This is a genomic window from Kitasatospora sp. NPDC086801, from assembly GCF_044745805.1.
Classification (GTDB): Bacteria; Actinomycetota; Actinomycetes; order Streptomycetales; family Streptomycetaceae; genus Kitasatospora.
The window spans coordinates 1-17677 of sequence record NZ_JBIVAX010000037.1 but is presented as its reverse complement, the minus strand read 5'-3'; the positions used below and the strand labels follow the sequence as shown (position 1 = coordinate 17677).

General features: G+C 74.6%; 14 protein-coding genes. 8 read left to right on the top strand and 6 right to left on the bottom strand.

The features are described from left to right. Positions 1-3 precede the first annotated feature (3 nt). Both ACIPLC_RS29310 and ACIPLC_RS29305 read left to right on the top strand, forming a co-directional pair. A complete protein-coding gene (locus ACIPLC_RS29310; protein ID WP_400476034.1) occupies positions 4-3684 on the top strand; it encodes a SpoIIE family protein phosphatase in 3681 nt (1226 codons plus the stop codon). Between the two features lie 154 nt (positions 3685-3838). Then, positions 3839-4243 carry a nuclear transport factor 2 family protein gene (locus ACIPLC_RS29305; RefSeq protein WP_400476033.1) on the top strand — a complete coding sequence of 135 codons (405 nt, stop codon included), beginning with the start codon at positions 3839-3841 and terminating at the stop codon, positions 4241-4243. A 19-nt stretch (positions 4244-4262) separates the two neighbouring features. Here ACIPLC_RS29305 and ACIPLC_RS29300 read toward each other — a convergent pair whose 3' ends face one another. The 3 genes from ACIPLC_RS29300 to ACIPLC_RS29290 form a co-directional block, all read right to left on the bottom strand. After that, positions 4263-5330 carry an S-adenosylmethionine:tRNA ribosyltransferase-isomerase gene (locus ACIPLC_RS29300; RefSeq protein WP_400476032.1) on the bottom strand — a complete coding sequence of 356 codons (1068 nt, stop codon included), beginning with the start codon at positions 5328-5330 and terminating at the stop codon, positions 4263-4265. Further along, positions 5327-6076 carry an SDR family NAD(P)-dependent oxidoreductase gene (locus tag ACIPLC_RS29295; RefSeq protein ID WP_400476031.1) on the bottom strand — a complete coding sequence of 250 codons (750 nt, stop codon included), beginning with the start codon at positions 6074-6076 and terminating at the stop codon, positions 5327-5329. The genes ACIPLC_RS29300 and ACIPLC_RS29295 overlap by 4 nt, the downstream gene beginning before the upstream one ends. A gap of 72 nt (positions 6077-6148) precedes the next feature. Then, positions 6149-7117, bottom strand: a complete 969-nt coding sequence (locus ACIPLC_RS29290; protein ID WP_400476030.1) for a pseudouridine synthase — start codon at positions 7115-7117, stop codon at positions 6149-6151. 127 nt (positions 7118-7244) lie between these two features. On the opposite strand from ACIPLC_RS29290, the gene ACIPLC_RS29285 reads away from it, so the two are divergent. From ACIPLC_RS29285 to ACIPLC_RS29275, 3 genes are all read left to right on the top strand, one after another. Next, the gene (locus ACIPLC_RS29285; RefSeq protein WP_400476029.1) at positions 7245-8333 is read left to right on the top strand and encodes a PP2C family protein-serine/threonine phosphatase; all 1089 of its coding nucleotides are present in this window, start codon (positions 7245-7247) and stop codon (positions 8331-8333) included. Positions 8334-8451: 118 nt separating this feature from the next. Next, positions 8452-8649: a DUF3224 domain-containing protein gene (locus tag ACIPLC_RS29280; RefSeq protein WP_400476028.1), complete on the top strand. Its 198-nt coding sequence runs from the start codon at positions 8452-8454 to the stop codon at positions 8647-8649. A 95-nt stretch (positions 8650-8744) separates the two neighbouring features. Next, positions 8745-9797 carry a DUF5995 family protein gene (locus ACIPLC_RS29275; RefSeq protein WP_400476027.1) on the top strand — a complete coding sequence of 351 codons (1053 nt, stop codon included), beginning with the start codon at positions 8745-8747 and terminating at the stop codon, positions 9795-9797. Here the strand turns inward: ACIPLC_RS29275 and ACIPLC_RS29270 are convergent. Then, positions 9758-11197, bottom strand: coding sequence for a GuaB1 family IMP dehydrogenase-related protein (locus ACIPLC_RS29270; protein WP_400476026.1), 1440 nt, complete (start codon positions 11195-11197; stop codon positions 9758-9760). The two genes, ACIPLC_RS29275 and ACIPLC_RS29270, sit on opposite strands and share 40 nt — an antisense overlap. 279 nt (positions 11198-11476) lie before the next feature. Here ACIPLC_RS29270 and ACIPLC_RS29265 point away from each other — a divergent pair, with 279 nt between their 5' ends. From ACIPLC_RS29265 to ACIPLC_RS29255, 3 genes are all read left to right on the top strand, one after another. Next, positions 11477-12985 carry an SDR family NAD(P)-dependent oxidoreductase gene (locus ACIPLC_RS29265; protein WP_400476025.1) on the top strand — a complete coding sequence of 503 codons (1509 nt, stop codon included), beginning with the start codon at positions 11477-11479 and terminating at the stop codon, positions 12983-12985. A 45-nt stretch (positions 12986-13030) separates the two neighbouring features. Then, positions 13031-13483, top strand: a complete 453-nt coding sequence (locus tag ACIPLC_RS29260; protein ID WP_400476024.1) for an NUDIX hydrolase — start codon at positions 13031-13033, stop codon at positions 13481-13483. 1741 nt (positions 13484-15224) lie between these two features. Continuing rightward, entirely contained in the window at positions 15225-15881 is a 657-nt protein-coding gene (locus ACIPLC_RS29255; RefSeq protein WP_400476023.1) for a hypothetical protein, read from the top strand. A gap of 93 nt (positions 15882-15974) precedes the next feature. On the opposite strand, the gene ACIPLC_RS29250 is transcribed toward ACIPLC_RS29255, so the two are convergent. Next, the gene (locus ACIPLC_RS29250; RefSeq protein ID WP_400476022.1) at positions 15975-16652 is read right to left on the bottom strand and encodes a YoaK family protein; all 678 of its coding nucleotides are present in this window, start codon (positions 16650-16652) and stop codon (positions 15975-15977) included. A 65-nt stretch (positions 16653-16717) separates the two neighbouring features. Beyond that, positions 16718-17452 carry an MgtC/SapB family protein gene (locus tag ACIPLC_RS29245; protein ID WP_400476021.1) on the bottom strand — a complete coding sequence of 245 codons (735 nt, stop codon included), beginning with the start codon at positions 17450-17452 and terminating at the stop codon, positions 16718-16720. Between the last annotated feature and the right edge of the window lie 225 nt (positions 17453-17677).

Below are 17677 nucleotides of genomic sequence, written 5' to 3'. Positions count from 1 at the left end.
GCCATGGTGAACGACAACCAGCACCACCAGGGCGAGCCGCGACAGGACGCCCTGCTGATGGTGCCGATCGCGACGGCGCTGATCGAGGCCGACGGGCGGATCCTGAGCTGGAGCGGCGACGCGGAGGCACTGCTCGGCTACTCCCCGGGCGAGGCGATCGGGGCCAAGGCCGCCCGGTTGCTGACCTCCGAGGAGCAGCGGCCCGAGGTGCTGGAGCTGTTCCAGCAGATCCTGAACGGCCGGGCCTGGTCCGGCGTGTTCCCGGTCCGGCACCGGGACGGGCACCTGGTGAACCTGGAGTTCCGCACCCATCCGATCACCGGGCCGGACGGCCGCACGCTGGTGCTGGCCGTCGCCTCGGACGTGACCACGCTGCGCCGGATCCAGGCCGACCTGGCGGTGCTCGACGGCTTCTTCACCCAGTCCCCGGTCGGCATGGGCGTCTTCGACACCCAGCTGCGTTTCGTCCGGCTGAACGAGGCACTGGCCCGGGCCAACGGCCTGCCCGTCGAGGAGCAGCTCGGCCACCGGCTCACCGAGGTGCTGCCCGGGATCAACGGTGCGGAGGCCGAGGCGGTGATGCGGCAGGTGCTGGAGAGCGGCGAACCGGTGGTGGACACCCGCTCGCACGGCCGCACCCCGGACGACCCGCAGCGCGACCACGCGTGGTCCGCCTCGTACTTCCGGCTTCAGGCGCCCGGCGGCCGGGTGCTCGGCGTGAGCTCCACCGTCATCGACGTCACCGAGCGGTTCCGCGCCGACGCCCGGGCAGCGCGGGCCCAGGAGCGGCTGGCCCTGCTGGTCGACGCGACCGCCTCCATCGGCACCACGCTCGACCTGCGGCAGACCGCCCGGGAGCTGGCCGACACCATGGTGCCCCGGGTCGCCGACATCAGCGGGGTGTTCGCGCTGGAGGTGCTGGTGGCCGGGCGGAACGGCGAACCGCCCGACCCCGACGCGCCGCAGCTGGTCCGCCGGCTGGCCCTGGCCACCGCCGACCCGCTGTACCCGGCCGAGTCACTGCCCGTGGAGTCGCTGTACGAGCTGACACCCGACTCCCCGTACGCCCGGGCGCTGGCCACCGGGCGGACGGTGGTGGTGCCGTCGTGGGAGCTGCCGCTGCTGAGCGAGGCCATCACCGAGAGCCACCGCCGGACCTACCTCGGCGACCGGCCGCGCTCGGTGCGGATCACCCCGCTGGTGGCGCGCGGCACCACGCTCGGCATGGTGGTGTACTCGCGGCGCGGCGAGCGGGAGTCCTTCGCCGAGGCCGACATCACCCTCGGCGACGAGCTGGCCTCACGGGCCGCCGTCGCGATCGACAACGCCCTGCTGTACCTGCGCCAGCACCGGACCGTCCTGGCCCGGCAGCAGGCGCTGCGCGAGGCGAGGGCCGCCCAGGAGCGGCTGGCGCTGGTCAACGTGGCCTCCGCCCGGATCGGCACCACGCTCGATCTCGCCCAGACCGCCCAGGAGTTGGCCGAGGTGGCGACGCCCCGGCTGGCCGACACCGTAGTGGTGGAGGTGCTGGAGGAGCTCGTCCGCGGGGAGCGCGAGGCCCGCGCCCCGACGGACGGTTCGGCGCTGCTGCGGCGGATGGCCTTCCACTCGGTGCCGGGCTCGACCATGCAGCCGATCGCCCGGCGCGGCGGGGTGCACCGCTTCCTGCCGGGCTCGCCGTACGCGTGGTGCCTGGCGCACCGCGAACCGGTCCTGGTGCCGCGGATGGACGCGGAGGGGATGGCCTGGTTCGCCGGCGACCCGGTGCGCACCGCGGCGGTGCGGGAGCAGAACGTCCGCTCCTTCATGGTCGTCCCGCTGATCGCGCGCGGTACCGCGGTCGGCGTCGCGGGCTTCTACCGCACCCTGGTGGAACGCCCGTACGAGGACGACGACCTGGCGCTGGCCGGCGAGTTGGCGGTGCGGGCCGCCGTGTCGATCGACAACGCGCTGCTGTTCACCCGCGAGCGCGACGCGGCCGCCGCCCGGCAGCGGGCGCTGGACGAGGCCCGGGCCGCGCAGCAGCGGCTGTCGCTGCTCAACGAGGCCAGCACCCGGATCGGCACCACCCTCGATCTGCACCGCACCGCCCAGGAGTTGGTGGAGATGGTGATCCCGCGCTTCGCCGACTTCGTCACCGTGGACCTGCGCGACACGGTGCTCGGCGGCGAGGAGCCCGGCCCCGTCCCGGAGAACGACTCGGTACTGATGCGGGCGGTGGCGGTCGGCGAAGCGACCCGGGGCGGCACCATGACGGCGGCCTCCGACCAGGTCGGCGAGACCTCGCAGTCCGCCCAGCTGTACGCGCAGAGCCTGCGCACCCGGCGCTCGATCCTGGTCTCCGAGGTGACCGAGGAGGAGATGCGCCGGATCGCCGCCTCGCCCGACCGGGTGCAGCCGGGAATGGCCGCCGGGGTGCACTCGTACCTGATGGTGCCGCTGGTGGCGCGCGGACTCGTACTGGGCGGCGCGGAGTTCGTCCGCACCCGCAACCCGGAGCCGTTCGGTCCGGAGGACCGCTCGCTGGCCGAGGAACTCGCCGCGCGCACCGCCCTCGCGATCGACAACGGCCGGCTCTACCGGCGCGAGCGGGACACCGCGCTCACCCTCCAGCGCAGCCTGCTGCCCCAGGAGATCCACCGCACGCTCGGCCTGGAGATCGCCTACCGCTACCTGCCCAGCAGCGTGGTGAGCGAGGTCGGCGGCGACTGGTTCGACGTCGTGCCGCTGTCCTGCGGCCGGGTCGCGCTGATCGTCGGCGACGTGATGGGCCACGGCATCCGGGCCGCCGCCACCATGGGCCAACTACGCACCGTTGCCCGCACGTTGATCACCCTGGACCTGGACCCGGAGCGCGTCCTGCACCGGCTGGACGAGGCCTCCACCGCGCTCGGCGAGGGCCAGTTCGCCACCTGTGTCTGCGTGGTGTACGACCCTCTGGACCGCCACTGCACCGCCGCCTGCGCCGGCCACCTGCCGCCCGTCGTCGCCGACCCGCAGGGGCGGGCGCACCTGGTCGAACTGCCGCCCGGCGCGCCGCTCGGCGTCGGCGGAGTCCCGTTCGAGAGCGTGGAGTTCACCCTCCCCGAGGAGGCCATCCTGGTGCTCTACACCGACGGGCTGGTCGAGCGCCGGGGCCACGACATCGACGAGGGGCTGCAGTTGCTCTGCCGGACGGTCGCCGACCGGCGCCGCTCGCTGGAGCAGACCTGCGACGCCGTCCTGGCCGAACTCACCGGCCGCACCAGCGAGGACGACATCGCCGTCATCATGGCGCAGGTCCGACCGGTCGGCGCGGACCGGATCGCCAGCCTGCCGCTCACCGGCGACCGCGCGATGGTCGCCCACTCACGCCGCTTCACCCGCGAGACGCTGGCCGCCTGGGGCCTCGAACCGCTCGCCGACTGGGCCGAACTGCTCACCAGCGAGCTGATCACCAACGCCCTGGTGCACGCCGGATCCCCCACCCAGCTGCGGCTGTTCTGCAACCAGACGCTCACCGTCGAGGTCGCCGACCAGGAGAGCGAGGCGCCCCGGATCCGGCGCGCCCGCGCCGAGGACGAGGGCGGGCGCGGCATCCACCTGGTCAACGAGCTCGCGCACCGCTGGGGCAGCCGCCGCACCAGGGACGGCAAGGTGGTCTGGTTCGAGCTGGAACTGCCCCCGGGCGGCTCGTCCGAGTGATCCGGGCGACCCGGCTTCGGGTCACTGTCCCGGCCTGCTACCACAACCACCGGTTGTCGCCCAGGCGGTGCGGTTGTTGGCCGGTCCGGGCCCCGACCGGGTTTCCTGGTGCCACGGCGGGACAGTCCCGACCGGCCGCACCGGAGGAGTCACCATGCAGCAGACCGACGCCCGCACCGTCGTCACCGACTACGTCACCTTCCTCGCCGCGGGCCAACGCGAGGCCGCCATCGCCCTGTTCGCCGAGGACGCCACCTGGTCCTACCCGGGCAACCTCGCGCTGTCCCGCACCTGGCACGGCAAGCAGGAGATCTTCGGGGAGTTCCTCGGCCAGGTCGGCGCCCTCTTCGCCCCCGACGGCCTGCCCGAGATCACCCTCACCCAGGTGCTCGGCGACGGGCGGCAGGCCGTCGCCGAGTGGACCGTCAAGGGCACCGCCGCGAACGGCGCCGCGTACGAGAACCACTGCCTGGGCGTCTTCACCGTGGCGAACGGCCTGATCACCGCCGTCCGCGAGTACCTGGACACCCACCACGTCGCCCAGACGCTGCTGGCCTGAGCGCTGCCGGCCCGAGCGATCAGTCCGGCAGCAGCAGGTTCACGTCGCCGAACTCGTGCCAGAGGTAACGGTGTCGGACGGCGGCCCGGTAACACTCGGCGAGCAGGGGCCGCCCGGCGACGGCGGCCAGCATCAGCAGGTGCGAGGCGCGGGGCTCGTGCCAGCCGGTGAGCAGGCCGTCGACCGCGCGCACCCCGCGCTCCGGGGTGATCACCAACTCCGTCCAGCCGTCGGCCTCCTGGACGGTGCCGTCCGACGCGGCAGCCGACTCCAGGGCGCGCACCACCGTGGTGCCGACCGCGATCACCCGCCCGCCGCCGGCCCGCACGTGGCCGACCAGGCGGGCGGTGACCGCCGGGACGCGGAACCGCTCGGCGTACGGCGCCTCGTGCGCCTCCGGCGAGGCCACCCCGGTGTGCAGCGTGACCGGCGCCACCAGCACCCCGCGACCCGCCAGCCGGGCCACCACCTCCGCGCTGAACGGCCTTGCGGCGCTGGGCATCTCGCTGCTGCCGGGGACGGCCGCGAAGACCGTCTGGTAGGCCTCGATCGGCCAGTCGCGGTCCACGTACCCGTACCGGATCGCCTTGCCGTGCGACTCAAGGTACGGCAACAGCGCTGCGGGCAGCGCGAGTCGGGCGTACCAGAGGCGGGCGGTGAACGGCGCGACCAGCTCGGCCGCGCCGCCGGCGGGCAGCGCCACCCGCAGACCGGGGCGGGCCGGGGAGTCGGCCGGCGGGTAGTAGACGGCCGCTTCCCCCGGCACCACCCGCCGCAACTCCACCAGGTGGGCGCCGCGTTGGTCGGGCTGGGCGGAGGACAGGTGCAGCGCGACGGCCGTGCCGTCGGGCAGCCGGCCGGGCAGCGCGGCCGGAAGGGTGGCCGAATTGTTGACCACCAGCAGGTCTCCCGCGCGCAGCACCTCGGGCAGATCGGTGAAGCGGCGGTGCTCGACGCTCCCCCGGTCGCGCCGGCCGACCAGCATCCGCACGCCGTCCCGCGCCCCGCCGCGCGCCTCCGCCGGTGCCCGGGCGGAGAATTCGGGCGGCACGGTGACGTCGAGGCCGAGGTCCGTGAGTGTGGTCATCGCCCACCCCCGGCCGCGACCCTCAGGTCCTCGGCGCGGTAGCGGCCGGAGGGGGAACGGTCGTGCAGCAGGCCGAGCAGGACGGGCGCCACCTCCTCGGGCAGCGGCTCGCCGGAGATGTCCTCGCCGGGGCTGGCCTCCTGCAGCATCCCGGTGCGCATGCTGCCCGGGTCCACCGCCCACACCCGCAACTCCGGCTCCTCACGGGCGAGTACGGCGGTGGCGAAGTCGAGCGCCGCCTTGCTGGCGCCGTAGCCGCCCCAGCCGAGGTAGGGCACGACGGCGGCGTCCGAACTGATGTTGAGCACGCTCCCGGCGCGGGCGCGCAGCTGAGGCAGGAGGAGCTGGGTGAGGGCGATCGGGGCGAGCGCGTTGACCTCGAAGGTCTCCAACAGGTCCGGCAGCGGGAAGTCGGCCAGCCGGGGCAGCGGCTCGGCGCCGGGCGCGGTCGCGCCGTTGAGCGTACCGGCGTTGTTGACCAGCAGGCTCGCGCCGCCGAGCCCGTCGGCGGCCGCGGTCAGACGGGCACGGTGGTCGTCGTCGACGATCGAACCGGGCAGGGCGACGACCTTGGTGACGGCGGACAGGCCCGCTTCGGCGGCGGCGAGTCCGGCCGCGCCACGGGCGGTGATCACCAGCCGCCAGCCGTCGGCGGCGAGGGCCCGGGCGAGCGCCAGGCCGAGGCCCCGGGAGGCGCCGGTGACCACGGCGACGGGGGCGGGGGCGGTGTGCTGTGCTGCGTTCATGCCCCCACCCTCGCCCTGCGGGGGGCGGCGGCGGATCGGCCGCCGGAACCGGGACCCGGTCGTCCGTTGGGCCTAGGGTGCTTGGGTCGCTGGACCGAGCCCGGCGGCCCAGGCTTCCGGGTCCGTCCAGGCGGCGAGGGTGCGGCGGGTGTCGAAGCGGCGCTCCCGGCCGGTCAGCGGGTCGGTGAACTCGACCACCGAGGCGAGGAGTTGGAGCGGACGGCGGAAGTCGTCCGGGGCCGGTTCGGGCAGCACCACCGGGTACACCGGATCGCCGAGGATCGGCACGCCGAGGCCGCACATGTGCAGCCGCAGCTGATGGGTGCGCCCGCTCAGCGGCCGCAGCCGGTAGCGGCCCAGGCCGTCGCGGCGTTCCAGCAGGTCGATCCGGCTCTCGCTGTTCGGCGGCGCGTCGAGCTCCCGGGCCGCGATCACCCCGCGCTCCTTGAGGATGTGGCTGCGCACGGTGCGCGGCAGGTCCAGCGCCGGATCGTGCGGGGCGATCGCCTGGTACTCCTTGCGCACCAGCCGGTCGCGGAACAGGGTCTGGTAGGCGCCGCGTTCCTCGGGCCGCACCACGAACATGGCCAGGCCCGCGGTGAGCCGGTCGAGCCGGTGCGCGGGGCTGAGCGCGGGCAGGTCGAGGCTGTGCCGCAGCCGGGACAGCGCCGTCTCGACGACGTGCCGGCCGCGCGGGGTGGTGGCCAGGAAGTGCGGCTTGTCGACGACGACGAGGTGCTCGTCGCGGTGCAGCACCTCCAGTTCGAACGGCACGCGGACCTCCGCGGGGAGGTCCCGGTAGAACCACAGGTGCGCGCCGGGCCGGAACGGCTCGTCCGGGGCGACCGGGCCGTGCTCGCCGACGATCTCGCGGCCGCTCAGCGCCGCGTCGATCCGCCCGGCGCCCACGGCCGGCAGCCGCTCGACCAGGTAGGCGCGGACGGTCGGCCAGGAGCCCTCGGGCGGCAGCCGCAGGTGCACCGGGTCCACACCGTGGCGCTGCGGGAGGGGGGAGGCCGGGCGGCGGCTCTTGCGTCTCATCTCCCGGCCAGCGTAGTCCGCCCGCTCGGGGCGGCCTCGCCCGAGGTCCCCGAGGTGCCGCGCGCGGGGGGTGCGGACACAGTGGGACGGTAGGTCGCCAATCCGCCGGGGGCAGCCGGGAGGACGAGTGAGTGCAGACGGCCCGGACGGCGTTCCGCCGCTGCACCTGCCACGGCGCACCCGGCTGCTGCTGGTCTGCGCCTTCGGGCTGCTGGTCGCCGCCGTGGTGGCCGACCTGGTGACCGGGCCCGGGACGACCCTCTCCCCCGTGCTGGCGGTCGCACCGGTCCTGGCCGGGGCGACCAGCCGCAGCGCCCGGGTGCCGCTGGCCGCCGGGGGCATCGCCGTCGTGGCGGTCGGGCTGCTGGAGACCACCAACAGCGAGCTGCCGGCCGAGGTGCACATCACCGCGCTGATCACGGTGCTCGCGGCGACCCTGGCCAGCGCCGCCAACGTCGTCCTGGTCGCGGCCCGGGAGCGGGAGCTGTTCCACGTCCGGACGGTCGCCGAGGCGGCGCAGCGGGCCCTGCTGCGCCCGCCGCCGGAGCGGATCGGGCGGCTGCGCACCGCGGTGCGCTACGTCGCGGCGGCGGCCGAGGCGCGCATCGGCGGGGACCTGTACGCGGTGGTCGACACCCGCTACGGCACCCGGATCCTGCTCGGGGACGTGCAGGGGCACGGGCTGTCGGCCGTGGAGACGGCGGCCGACGTGCTGGGGGTGTTCCGCGAGGCGGCCCGGACCGAGCCCGACCTCGGGCGGCTGGCCGAACGGCTGGACGCGGCGCTCGCCGCCCGTCCGGACGAGGGGCGCTTCGCCACCGCGCTGCTGCTGACCGCGCCCCTGGGGCGGGGGCCGGTCCGCTTCGTCAACTGCGGCCACCCGCACCCGCTGCTGCGCCGCGCGGGCCGGGTGCGCGCGCTGGCGCCGCCGTTCGCCGCGCCGCCGCTCGGGCTGCTGGGGCTGACCGGCGGCGGGTATCCGACGGGCCGGTTCGAGCCGCTGCACGGGGACCTGCTGCTCCTGTACACCGACGGGGTCACCGAGGCCCGCGACGCCGAGGGGCGGTTCTACCCGCTGGAGGAACGGCTGCCGGGGCTGCCCGCGGGGAGCCCCGCGGACCTGCTGGAGGACCTGCTCGCGGACGTCGACGACTGGGTCGGCGACGCCGGGCTGACGGACGACGCGGCGCTGCTGGCGGTCCGCTGGGAGCACTGACGGGCGGGGGGGCGGACGGGAGCGGTGACGGCCCCGCCGATTGTCAGTGCCGTGTGCAAGGCTTCGCACACGGTCGGTGAGGGGCTGACCGGCTGCCGATCGTCGAAGGGGAAGCGCCATGGGGGCCAAGGCCAGCGGGTCGTTCGAGCTGACCGGCTTCGAACCGGTGGAGACGGAGGAGCGCGAGGGCGTGGCCTTCGGGCGGGTCCGGGTCTCCAAGAACTTCACGGGCGGGTTGAGCGGCACCGGCGAGTTCCATCTGACCGTCGACGAGGCCGGCACCCACGCCTACGTCCTGGAGTACGAGCTGGGCTGATCACCTGGTCTCCCCCGCGCGCCGCGCCCACCGGGCTGCCGTCCGCGCTGTCACGATGATGCGATCAGTGCACGATCGACATCGGAGGGTGGCGCATGCCCGGTACGACGATGACGGCGGACGGCACGCCGGTCACGGTGATGGCCACGGGTACGGTCGCGGTGACGGCCGCAGTTACGGTCACGGCGCCGGTCACGGTCGAGGAGGTGGTCGATCGGCTGCGGGGCATCGGGGCGGGTCTGCCGCCGACCGACGGGGTGGCGGTCTTCAACCGGCTCTACCTCACCGTCACGGAGGCCGTCCGCGACCGGCTCGGCGGCCCGTACTTCGCCGATCCGGCGGCGATGGCCGGGCTGGACGCGGTGTTCGCCGGGCGCTACCTGCTGGCCGTGGCCGCCGACGCGGCCGGGCAGGAGCCGCCCGCCTGCTGGCGACCGCTGTTCGCGCTGCGCGCCCATCCGGGGGTGCACCCGTTGCAGTTCGCGCTGGCCGGGATGAGCGCCCACATCCAGCACGACCTGCCGCTCGCCGTCGTGGACACCTGTCGGCGGCGGGGCTGCGAGCCGGCCGGGCTCGCGGCGGACTACCACCGGATCAACGACCTGCTGGCGGAGGTGGAGACGGCCGTCCGGGAGCAGCTGATGCCCGGACCGGACCTGCTGGAGCGCGCCGAGCCGCTCACCCACCTGCTCGGCGCCTGGTCGGTGGAGGCCGCCCGCGAGGGGGCGTGGGCCGCCGTCCAGGCGCTCTGGGAGCTGCGCGCGGTGCCGGCCGCCGCCCGGGCCTTCGCCGCCGCGCTGGACGGCTCGGTCGGCCTGCTCGGCCACGCCCTGCTGCTCCCGCTCGGCCTGCACCCCGCACCGGCCGCGGCCGGCTCACCGGGGACGGTGGACGCGCCGGACGCGCCGGACGCGCCGGCCAGCGCGACACCGGACGCGGTGGACGCCGTGGACGCGCCGGACGCGCCGGCCAGCGCGACACCGGACGCGGTGGACGCCGTGGACGCGCCGGGCACGGCACCGGCCGCGCCCCACACGGCCGCCGGCCGGCTCCCCGAGGCGAGGAACCGGCCGGCCGGTGAAGGATCGGGCGCTCAGGCCCGGCCCGATCAGGCCCAGCTGGAGTGCAGCGGCTTGCCCTCGGCGTAGCCGGCCGCGCTCTGGATGCCGACGATCGCCTTCTCCTGGAACTCCTCCAGGGTGTTGGCGCCCGCGTAGGTGCAGGAGCTGCGCACACCGGCCACGATCGAGTCGATCAGGTCCTCGACGCCCGGGCGGGCCGGGTCGAGGAACATCCGGGAGTGCGAGATGCCCTCCTCGAACAGCGCCTTGCGGGCCCGGTCGTACGAGGAGTCCTGGGAGGTGCGGTTGCTGACCGCACGGGCCGAGGCCATGCCGAAGCTCTCCTTGTACTGGCGGCCGTCGGCGGCGGTCTGCAGGTCGCCCGGGGACTCGTAGGTGCCGGCGAACCAGGAGCCGATCATCACGTTGGAGGCGCCGGCGGCCAGCGCCATCGCGACGTCGCGCGGGTGGCGGACGCCGCCGTCGGCCCACACGTGCTTGCCGAGCCGGCGCGCCTCGGCGGCGCACTCCAGCACGGCGGAGAACTGCGGGCGGCCGACGCCGGTCATCATCCGGGTGGTGCACATGGCGCCGGGGCCGACGCCGACCTTGAGGATGTCGGCGCCCGCCTCGACCAGGTCGCGGACACCGGCGGCGGAGACCACGTTGCCGGCCACGATCGGGATCCGCGGGGCCAGGCCGCGCACCGCGCGCAGCGCGCTGATCATTGATTCCTGGTGGCCGTGCGCGGTGTCCACCACCAGCACGTCGGCACCGGCGTCGATCAGGGCCTTGGCCTTGCCGGCCACGTCGCCGTTGATGCCGACGGTGGCGGCGATCCGCAGCTTGCCGGCGGCGTCCACGGCCGGGGTGTACAGGGTGGCGCGCAGCGCGCCCTTGCGGGTGAGGATGCCGACCAGTCGGCCCTCGGCGTCGACGACCGGGGCGAGCTTGCGGTGCGCCTCGGTGAGCTTGTCGAAGGCGGTGCGCGGGTCGATGCCCTCGTCCAGGAGCAGCAGCTCGCGGGACATCACCTCGGCGAGGCTGGTGAAGCGGTCCACGCCCTGGCAGTCGGAGTCGGTGACGACGCCGACCGGCTTGCCGTCCTCGACGACCACGAGGGCGCCGTGCGCGCGCTTGGGCAGCAGCGACAGCGCCTCGGCGACGGTGGCGCCCGGGGCGAGGGTGATCGGGGTGTCGTGCACCAGGTGGCGCTGCTTGACCCAGGAGACGACCTCGGCGATGACCTCGGTGGGGATGTCCTGCGGGATGGCGACCAGGCCGCCGCGGCGGGCGACGGTCTCGGCCATCCGGCGGCCCGAGATGGCGGTCATGTTGGCGACGACCAGCGGGATGGTGGTGCCGGTGCCGTCGTTCGAGGAGAGGTCGACCGCCTGCCGGGAGCCCACGGCGGAACGGCTGGGGACCATGAAGACGTCGTCGTACGTCAAGTCGTACGAGGGCTTGAGGTCGTTCAGGAAGCGCATGAAGGGGGCTCTCTGGCTGGGAGAAATTACACCTCGGGTGCGGTTGCGGCACTGCCGCCGGGCGCACTCGGGCGCCCGGCACCCAGCATTCGATTCTCCGGGACGGTGGGATCAAAAGCCAGTTCGAGGTCCATTGCTGGCACTGTGTACAAACCAAGATCAATGCTCCGCGCGTAGACTTGGATGATCATCCAAGCCCGACGGTTTTCGCCCCGGCCAGGGCCGCTCCCGTAGCATTCACGCGGTAACGGCGAGGCGAGCGGGAAGCAGCGACAGGCAATGACGGCGGGCGTGGACATCAAGCAGGACCAGAGCGGCACGGACACCGGGGAGGAGATCGACTACGGTCCCGGCCTCGACCCGGAGCGACTGCGGCTCTGCCTGGACGTGCTCGCCGAGCTCGACGAGCTGCACGTCGACCACCCGGACGCGATCACCGTCCGCCAGGCCGTCGGCGGCATATTCCGTACCCTCAAGCAGCGCCGCCGCCAGGAGACCCGGGCCCGCAAGACCGCCAACGACCGCGAGGTCACCGCCCGCACCGCCACCGGCGCACCCACCCGGATCGACGACGAGACCGCCGGCGCCTTCGGCCTGACCACCGTCACCAGCACCGAGATCGCCGGCATCCTGGAGCGGCCCCGCTCCTGCTACACGTGCAAGCAGCGGTACGTCGAGGTCGACGCGTTCTACCACAACCTCTGCCAGGACTGCGCGGTCAAGAACCGGGCCCACCGGGACGCCCGCGCGGACCTCACCGGCAAGCGCGCGCTGCTCACCGGCGGCCGGGCCAAGATCGGCATGTACATCGCACTGATGCTGCTGCGCGACGGCGCCCACACCACCATCACCACGCGCTTCCCCAACGACGCCATCCGCCGCTTCACGGCGATGCCGGACAGCGCCGAGTGGATCCACCGCCTCAAGGTCGTCGGCATCGACCTGCGCGACCCGGCCCAGGTCATGGCGCTCGCCGACGAGGTCGCCGCCGACGGCCCGCTGGACATCCTGATCAACAACGCCGCGCAGACCGTGCGCCGCCCGCCGGAGTCCTACCGCGAGCTGATCGCCGCCGAGTCGGCGCCGCTGCCGGCCGGCGAGCTGCCGCAGGCCACCACCATCGGCCGCTTCGGCAGCGGCAGCGTCGACCTGCCCGCCCTCCCCCACCAGGCGGGCGGCGACGCGCAGCGGATGGCCGCCGAGGACGTCACCTCGCTCGCGCTCGTCACCGGCTCCGCCACGCCCGCCCGGATCGAGGCCGGCACCGCGATCGACGCCGGCGGCCTGGTGCCCGACCTCGCGCCCACCAACAGCTGGGTGCAGACCGTCAACGAGGTCGGCCCGGTCGAGCTGCTGGAGGTCCAACTCTGCAACTCCACCGCGCCGTTCATCCTGATCAGCCAGCTGCGCCCGGCGATGGCCGCCTCCGCGTCCCGCCGCAAGTACGTGGTCAACGTCTCCGCGATGGAGGGCGTCTTCGCCCGCGGCTACAAGGGCGCCGGGCACCCGCACACCAACATGGCCAAGGCCGCGCTCAACATGCTCACCCGCACCAGCGCGCACGAGATGTTCGAGTCCGACGGCATCCTGATGACCGCCGTCGACACCGGCTGGATCACCGACGAGCGGCCGCACCCGGACAAGATGCGACTGGCCGACGAGGGCTTCCACGCCCCGCTCGACCTGGTCGACGGCGCGGCCCGGGTGTACGACCCGATCGTCCGCGGCGAGCGCGGCGAGGACCTGTACGGCTGCTTCCTGAAGGACTACGAGCGCTCCAACTGGTAGCCCCCGATCCCGGTAGTCCCCGATCCCCGCGAAGGAGATGGCGAATTGACCACCGCACCGCTGCTCGGCGCCGGAATCATCGTGCCCACCGGGGACGGCCGGGTGCTGATCGGCCGGCGCACCACCGCCGGCGAGCCGCCCACCTGGAGCCTGCCCGGCGGAAAGGTCGACCCGGGCGAGTCCTTCGAGCAGACCGCGGCCCGTGAACTCGCCGAGGAGACCGGCATCGTGCTGCCCGCCGAGGAGATGCGGGTGCTCGCCCTGCTGCTCGACCACGAGCTCGGCCGGCCCCGGCTGACGGCCGCCGTGCTAGCGCCGCCGAGCCTGGCCGAGGCGGTCGTCACCGAGCCGCACGCCTGCGGCGGCTGGGAGCGCGTCGCGCTGGACGCGCTGCCGGAGCCGATGTTCTACCCGTCCTCGCTGGTCCTCGGCAGCTGGCTGCCGGAACGGCCGTCGGCGGCCCGGGCCGGAACGACCGGGTACCCCGTCGCCCGCTGAGGACGACGGGGTACGCCCGGGCGACGGCGGTCCACCGCCCGGGCACCGGGGGTTCATCACCGGGGCGCCGAGGGTCCGTCAGCCGTTGCGGGCGGCCTCGGGGCCGGTGATCCGCTTCAGCAGCGGCAGCACGCTCTCCAGCGCGATCACCCGCTGCAACAGGCGCAGCGGTGAGCCGGTGAGCCGGTGAGCCGGTGAGCCGGTGAGCCGGTGAGCCGGTGAGCCGCAGCATCGCGAACGGCCGCCTGCGGTCGGAGAGTCCGGCCACCACGCTGACCGCCAGGCTGCACCCGGCGATCGGGAGCGTGGTCAGCAGCACCACGTTCGCCAACTGCCGCCAGCCGGCCAGCTGTTGCTGCCTTTCGGTGGCCCAGTCGCCGACCGTGTGCGCGTCGTGGTCCGGCCACGCCGCGGTGAACACCGTCCGGACCTGCTCCTTCGCCGCGGTCGATCCGTCGGTCGTGGCGTAGAGCAGCCGGACCGGGAGCTTCGCGACCTCCTCCGCGGAGACCGGGACGGCGGGCCACTCGGCGTCCGGGCGCGACGTGAGGTTGAGGAACTCGCGCGACGGGACGGCCGCGACGCTCGCCCCCACCGCGCAGTGGCCGATCACCGGGATCTTGGCGAGGTCCGCACAGGACACCGGGGTGGGGGTGATGAGCGGAGCGTCCGGACGGGGGCCCGCCGCGACCTTCCCGAGCCCGTTCGGATTTCCGTGGACCACCGCGAGACCCCGGAGGCCCGGTACGGCCCGCACCTTGGCCAGGACCTGCTCCGGCACCGAACCCGTCAGCGGCTTGTCGTCCCAGTACTCACCCTGCACGACGGACGCGCGGGACAGTTGATCGCCGCCCGGCGAGTCCCGGTTGGCGTTGATCGTGCCGATGATGCAGATCATCGACGTGGTGACGAACAGCGCCAGGATCAGGCCGCTGACCGCGCGGAACCCGGCCTTCGGGTCGTCCGCGAGCCGGCGCACCGCGATCAGCGTGGCCGGACGGCTGGTCCGGCGGGCGACTGTCCGGGCGGCGACCATGGTCAGCCACGACCCGGCGATCACCAGGCCCAGCATCACCAGCAGGAACCCGGGCAGGTAGGCCGCCGCCTGCCCGTTCCCGGTGGCCGGGCGGCGGCCGATGAAGTACACCAGCTCCGCGAGCCCGGCCAGCAGCGGGATCAGCCGCCAGGCCCGGGGCGGCTGCGGGGTGACCCGGCGACTGACGCCCAGCGGGGAGATGGTGACCCGGCGCAGCGCGAACCGGGCCGCCACCGCCGAGGCCAGCGGTACGGCCAGGACGCATACGGCCCCTGTCTGCGGAACCCCCGCCGGAAACCCTGTCGGACGCTCTGCGGAAACCCCGTCGGAAACACCGTCACCCGGGTGCGGGCGGGCAGGAGGCAGCCCCACGCTCACCCCCTGCACCGCACCACGGCCCGGCACCCCCACGGTCAACCGGGCCAAGCCGTCCCCTCGCACGAAGGATGCGGCCGGACCCAAGCCTGCCCGGCCCGCCGGCCGCTGCCGAGGGCCGAACGTCCCGGGTGCGCGGTCGGGGTGCCCGGGCGGCCGCGCGCCGGTCGCGGCCCGGAACACGACCGGCGCGCGGCGGCGCCGTCCGGAGGTCCCGGTGGTACGAGCCCGCACGACTCTTGTGCGCGGGCGGCCGCCGGGTGGAAATTGGGTGACGAAGCCCCGCGCCCCACCACCGCGCCGCCCCAACACCCCTGAGGAGCCGTCGACGTGTCCAGCACACCCCGCCCCGCCCGGCCCTCGTCGCGCCCGCCGCGAACCGGCCGCCGGCTGCGGCGGGCCTTCGGCACCCAGCACGAACCGCTGGTCCGGCCCGTCGACCGGGCCCGCGCCCGCGCCTGGCTGCTGGCCTCCCTCGGAGCCCTGCTCTCCCTCGCCCTCGCCACCGGCAGCGCCCTGCTCGCCTACCACTCCACCGCCCCGCAGGCCGACAGCGACCGCCTGCGCCTCCACAAGGTCGACGCCGTGGTGCTCACCCTCCCCGACCACGGCTCCGACACCGGCGGACGCTTCTCCGGCGGCTACGGCAGCCGCGTCGACGCCGAGGCCTCCTGGACCTCCCCCGACGGCCAGTCGCACACCGGCACCGTCCAGGCCCCCCGCACGGCCACCACCGGCACCGTCGTCCCCGTCTGGGTCGACCCCGCCGGCGCCCTCTCCTCACCCCCGACCAACCGCGCCGCCGTCGCCGTCTCGGCCGTCTGCACCGGCGCCGGCGTCCTCCTCTCCCTCCTGGCCCTGCTCACCCTCGCCCTGCGCCTGCGCCTGAACGCCCTCGACCGCCGCACCGACGAAGCCTGGACCCGGGGCTGGGCCCGCCTCGAACCCCTCTGGAGCGGCCGCGCCGGCCACCGCCACGACGACTGACCCCCTCCGGACGAGCGAAAGCCAGCGGGCGGAGGGACGCCGGGGCCAGGTCAGACGGGGTGGGTCAGACGGGGTGGGTCCAGGCGGGCCAGGTCAGACAGGGTGGGTCCAGGCGGGGGCGGGGTGAGGTGTGGCGGCACGGTGGGTGAGGGCGGCGACGACGACGAGGAGGGTGAGGGCCAGGGTCAGGGCGGTGGGGACGTCGGCGTGGCGGATGAGGAGCGCGCCGACGAGGGCGCCGACGAACATCCAGACGGCGGAGGCCAGGCGGCGGGGGCCGGTGCGGTCGGCGGCGAGGGCCGTGATGGTCATGGTGAGCACGGTGGTGGTCAGGTCGGGGACCTTGAGGGAGCGGACCACCGCGTTCTGGCCGCCCATGGCGAAGCCGAGCAGCCCGATGAGGCTGTAGCGGGCCGGCTCGGAGGTGTGGCCGGCCAGGGCGGCCAGGACGGTGCTCGCGGCGACGAGCACCGCCTGGCCGGCGACCGCCGCGGTCAGCAGCCGCCCACGGTGGTCGGGCAGCCGCCGGGCGAGGTGGCCGCCGACCAGGGCGCCGAGCACGAAGGCGGCGAGGGCGCTCAGCGAGGCGGTGGCGGAGAGTCCGGCGGCGCCGGCCAGGGCGAAGCCGAGGAAGACCACGTTGCCGGTCATGTTGGCGACGAAGACGTGGCCGAGCTGGAGGTAGCTCACCGCGTCCACCAACCCGGTGACGACGGTGAGCACCAGCAGCATCGGCACGAGCGGTCCGTGCCTGGGGTCGGGGGTGAGCATCGGGACCTCCTGGTCGGCCTCGTGACGGTGCTTCCGTTCTACCTCCCCCGGGCGGGCCGCCTCCGTCAGGCGAGCGCGGGGCGGCTCGGGTCGTCGGGTTCGTCGTCGAGGTGCCAGTGCAGGTCGCGGACGCCGGGTTCGAGGGAGAGCCGGCTGACGACCTGTTCGAGGGCCGGGGCGACCTGCCCGGTGATAGCCACGGTGGCGCGCAGGCTGGTGGCGTCGCCGTTGTCGGTGCGGCGGGCGCGCAGGCCGGTGGGGGCCAGGCCGGAGGCGGACAGGGCCTGGAGCAGCAGGGCACGGATGTGGGTCTCGGCCTTGCGCTCGCATTCCAGGTGGACGGTGGCGCGGACGGTGGAGTCCGGGTCACTGCCGGACTGCGGGGCCCGGTCGAGCATCCGGCCGGCCGGGCGCAGGATCAGGTGCACGGCGAGGACGCCGAGCGTGCCGAGGACGGCGAATTCGAACTTCCCGGACGCGGCGAGCACCCCGACGGCGGCCGAACACCACAGCGTGGCAGCGGTGTTGAGGCCGCGCACGCCGGCGCCGTCGCGCAGGATGACGCCACCGCCGAGGAAGCCGATGCCGGAGACGACGTAGGAGGCGACCCGGGTGGGGCTGCCGATGTCACCGACGGCCTCGCTGTACAGCACGAACAGGGTGGCGCCGGCGGCCACCAGGGCGTTGGTGCGCAGGCCGGCCATCCGGGCCCGCCACTGGCGTTCGACGCCGATGAGCGCGCCGCAGGCGACCCCGGTGGCGAGCCGGACGAGGAAGTCGACGGTGGTCAGGGTGTGCACGACGGCACCTCCTTCACTGGGAGCTGGGAGACGGACGGGTGGTGGGCCGCTGCCCACCACCCGTCCGTTCGGGCTGCGGTCGGCGGCTCAGTGGTTGAGCGCGGTCTGGACGATCTTGATGATGACCATCACCATCGCGACCAGGAGGTAGGCGCGCAGGGCGCCCATGCCGACCTTGCGGGCGGTGGACATGACCGGCTTGCCGAGGGTCTCCAGCGGGGGCAT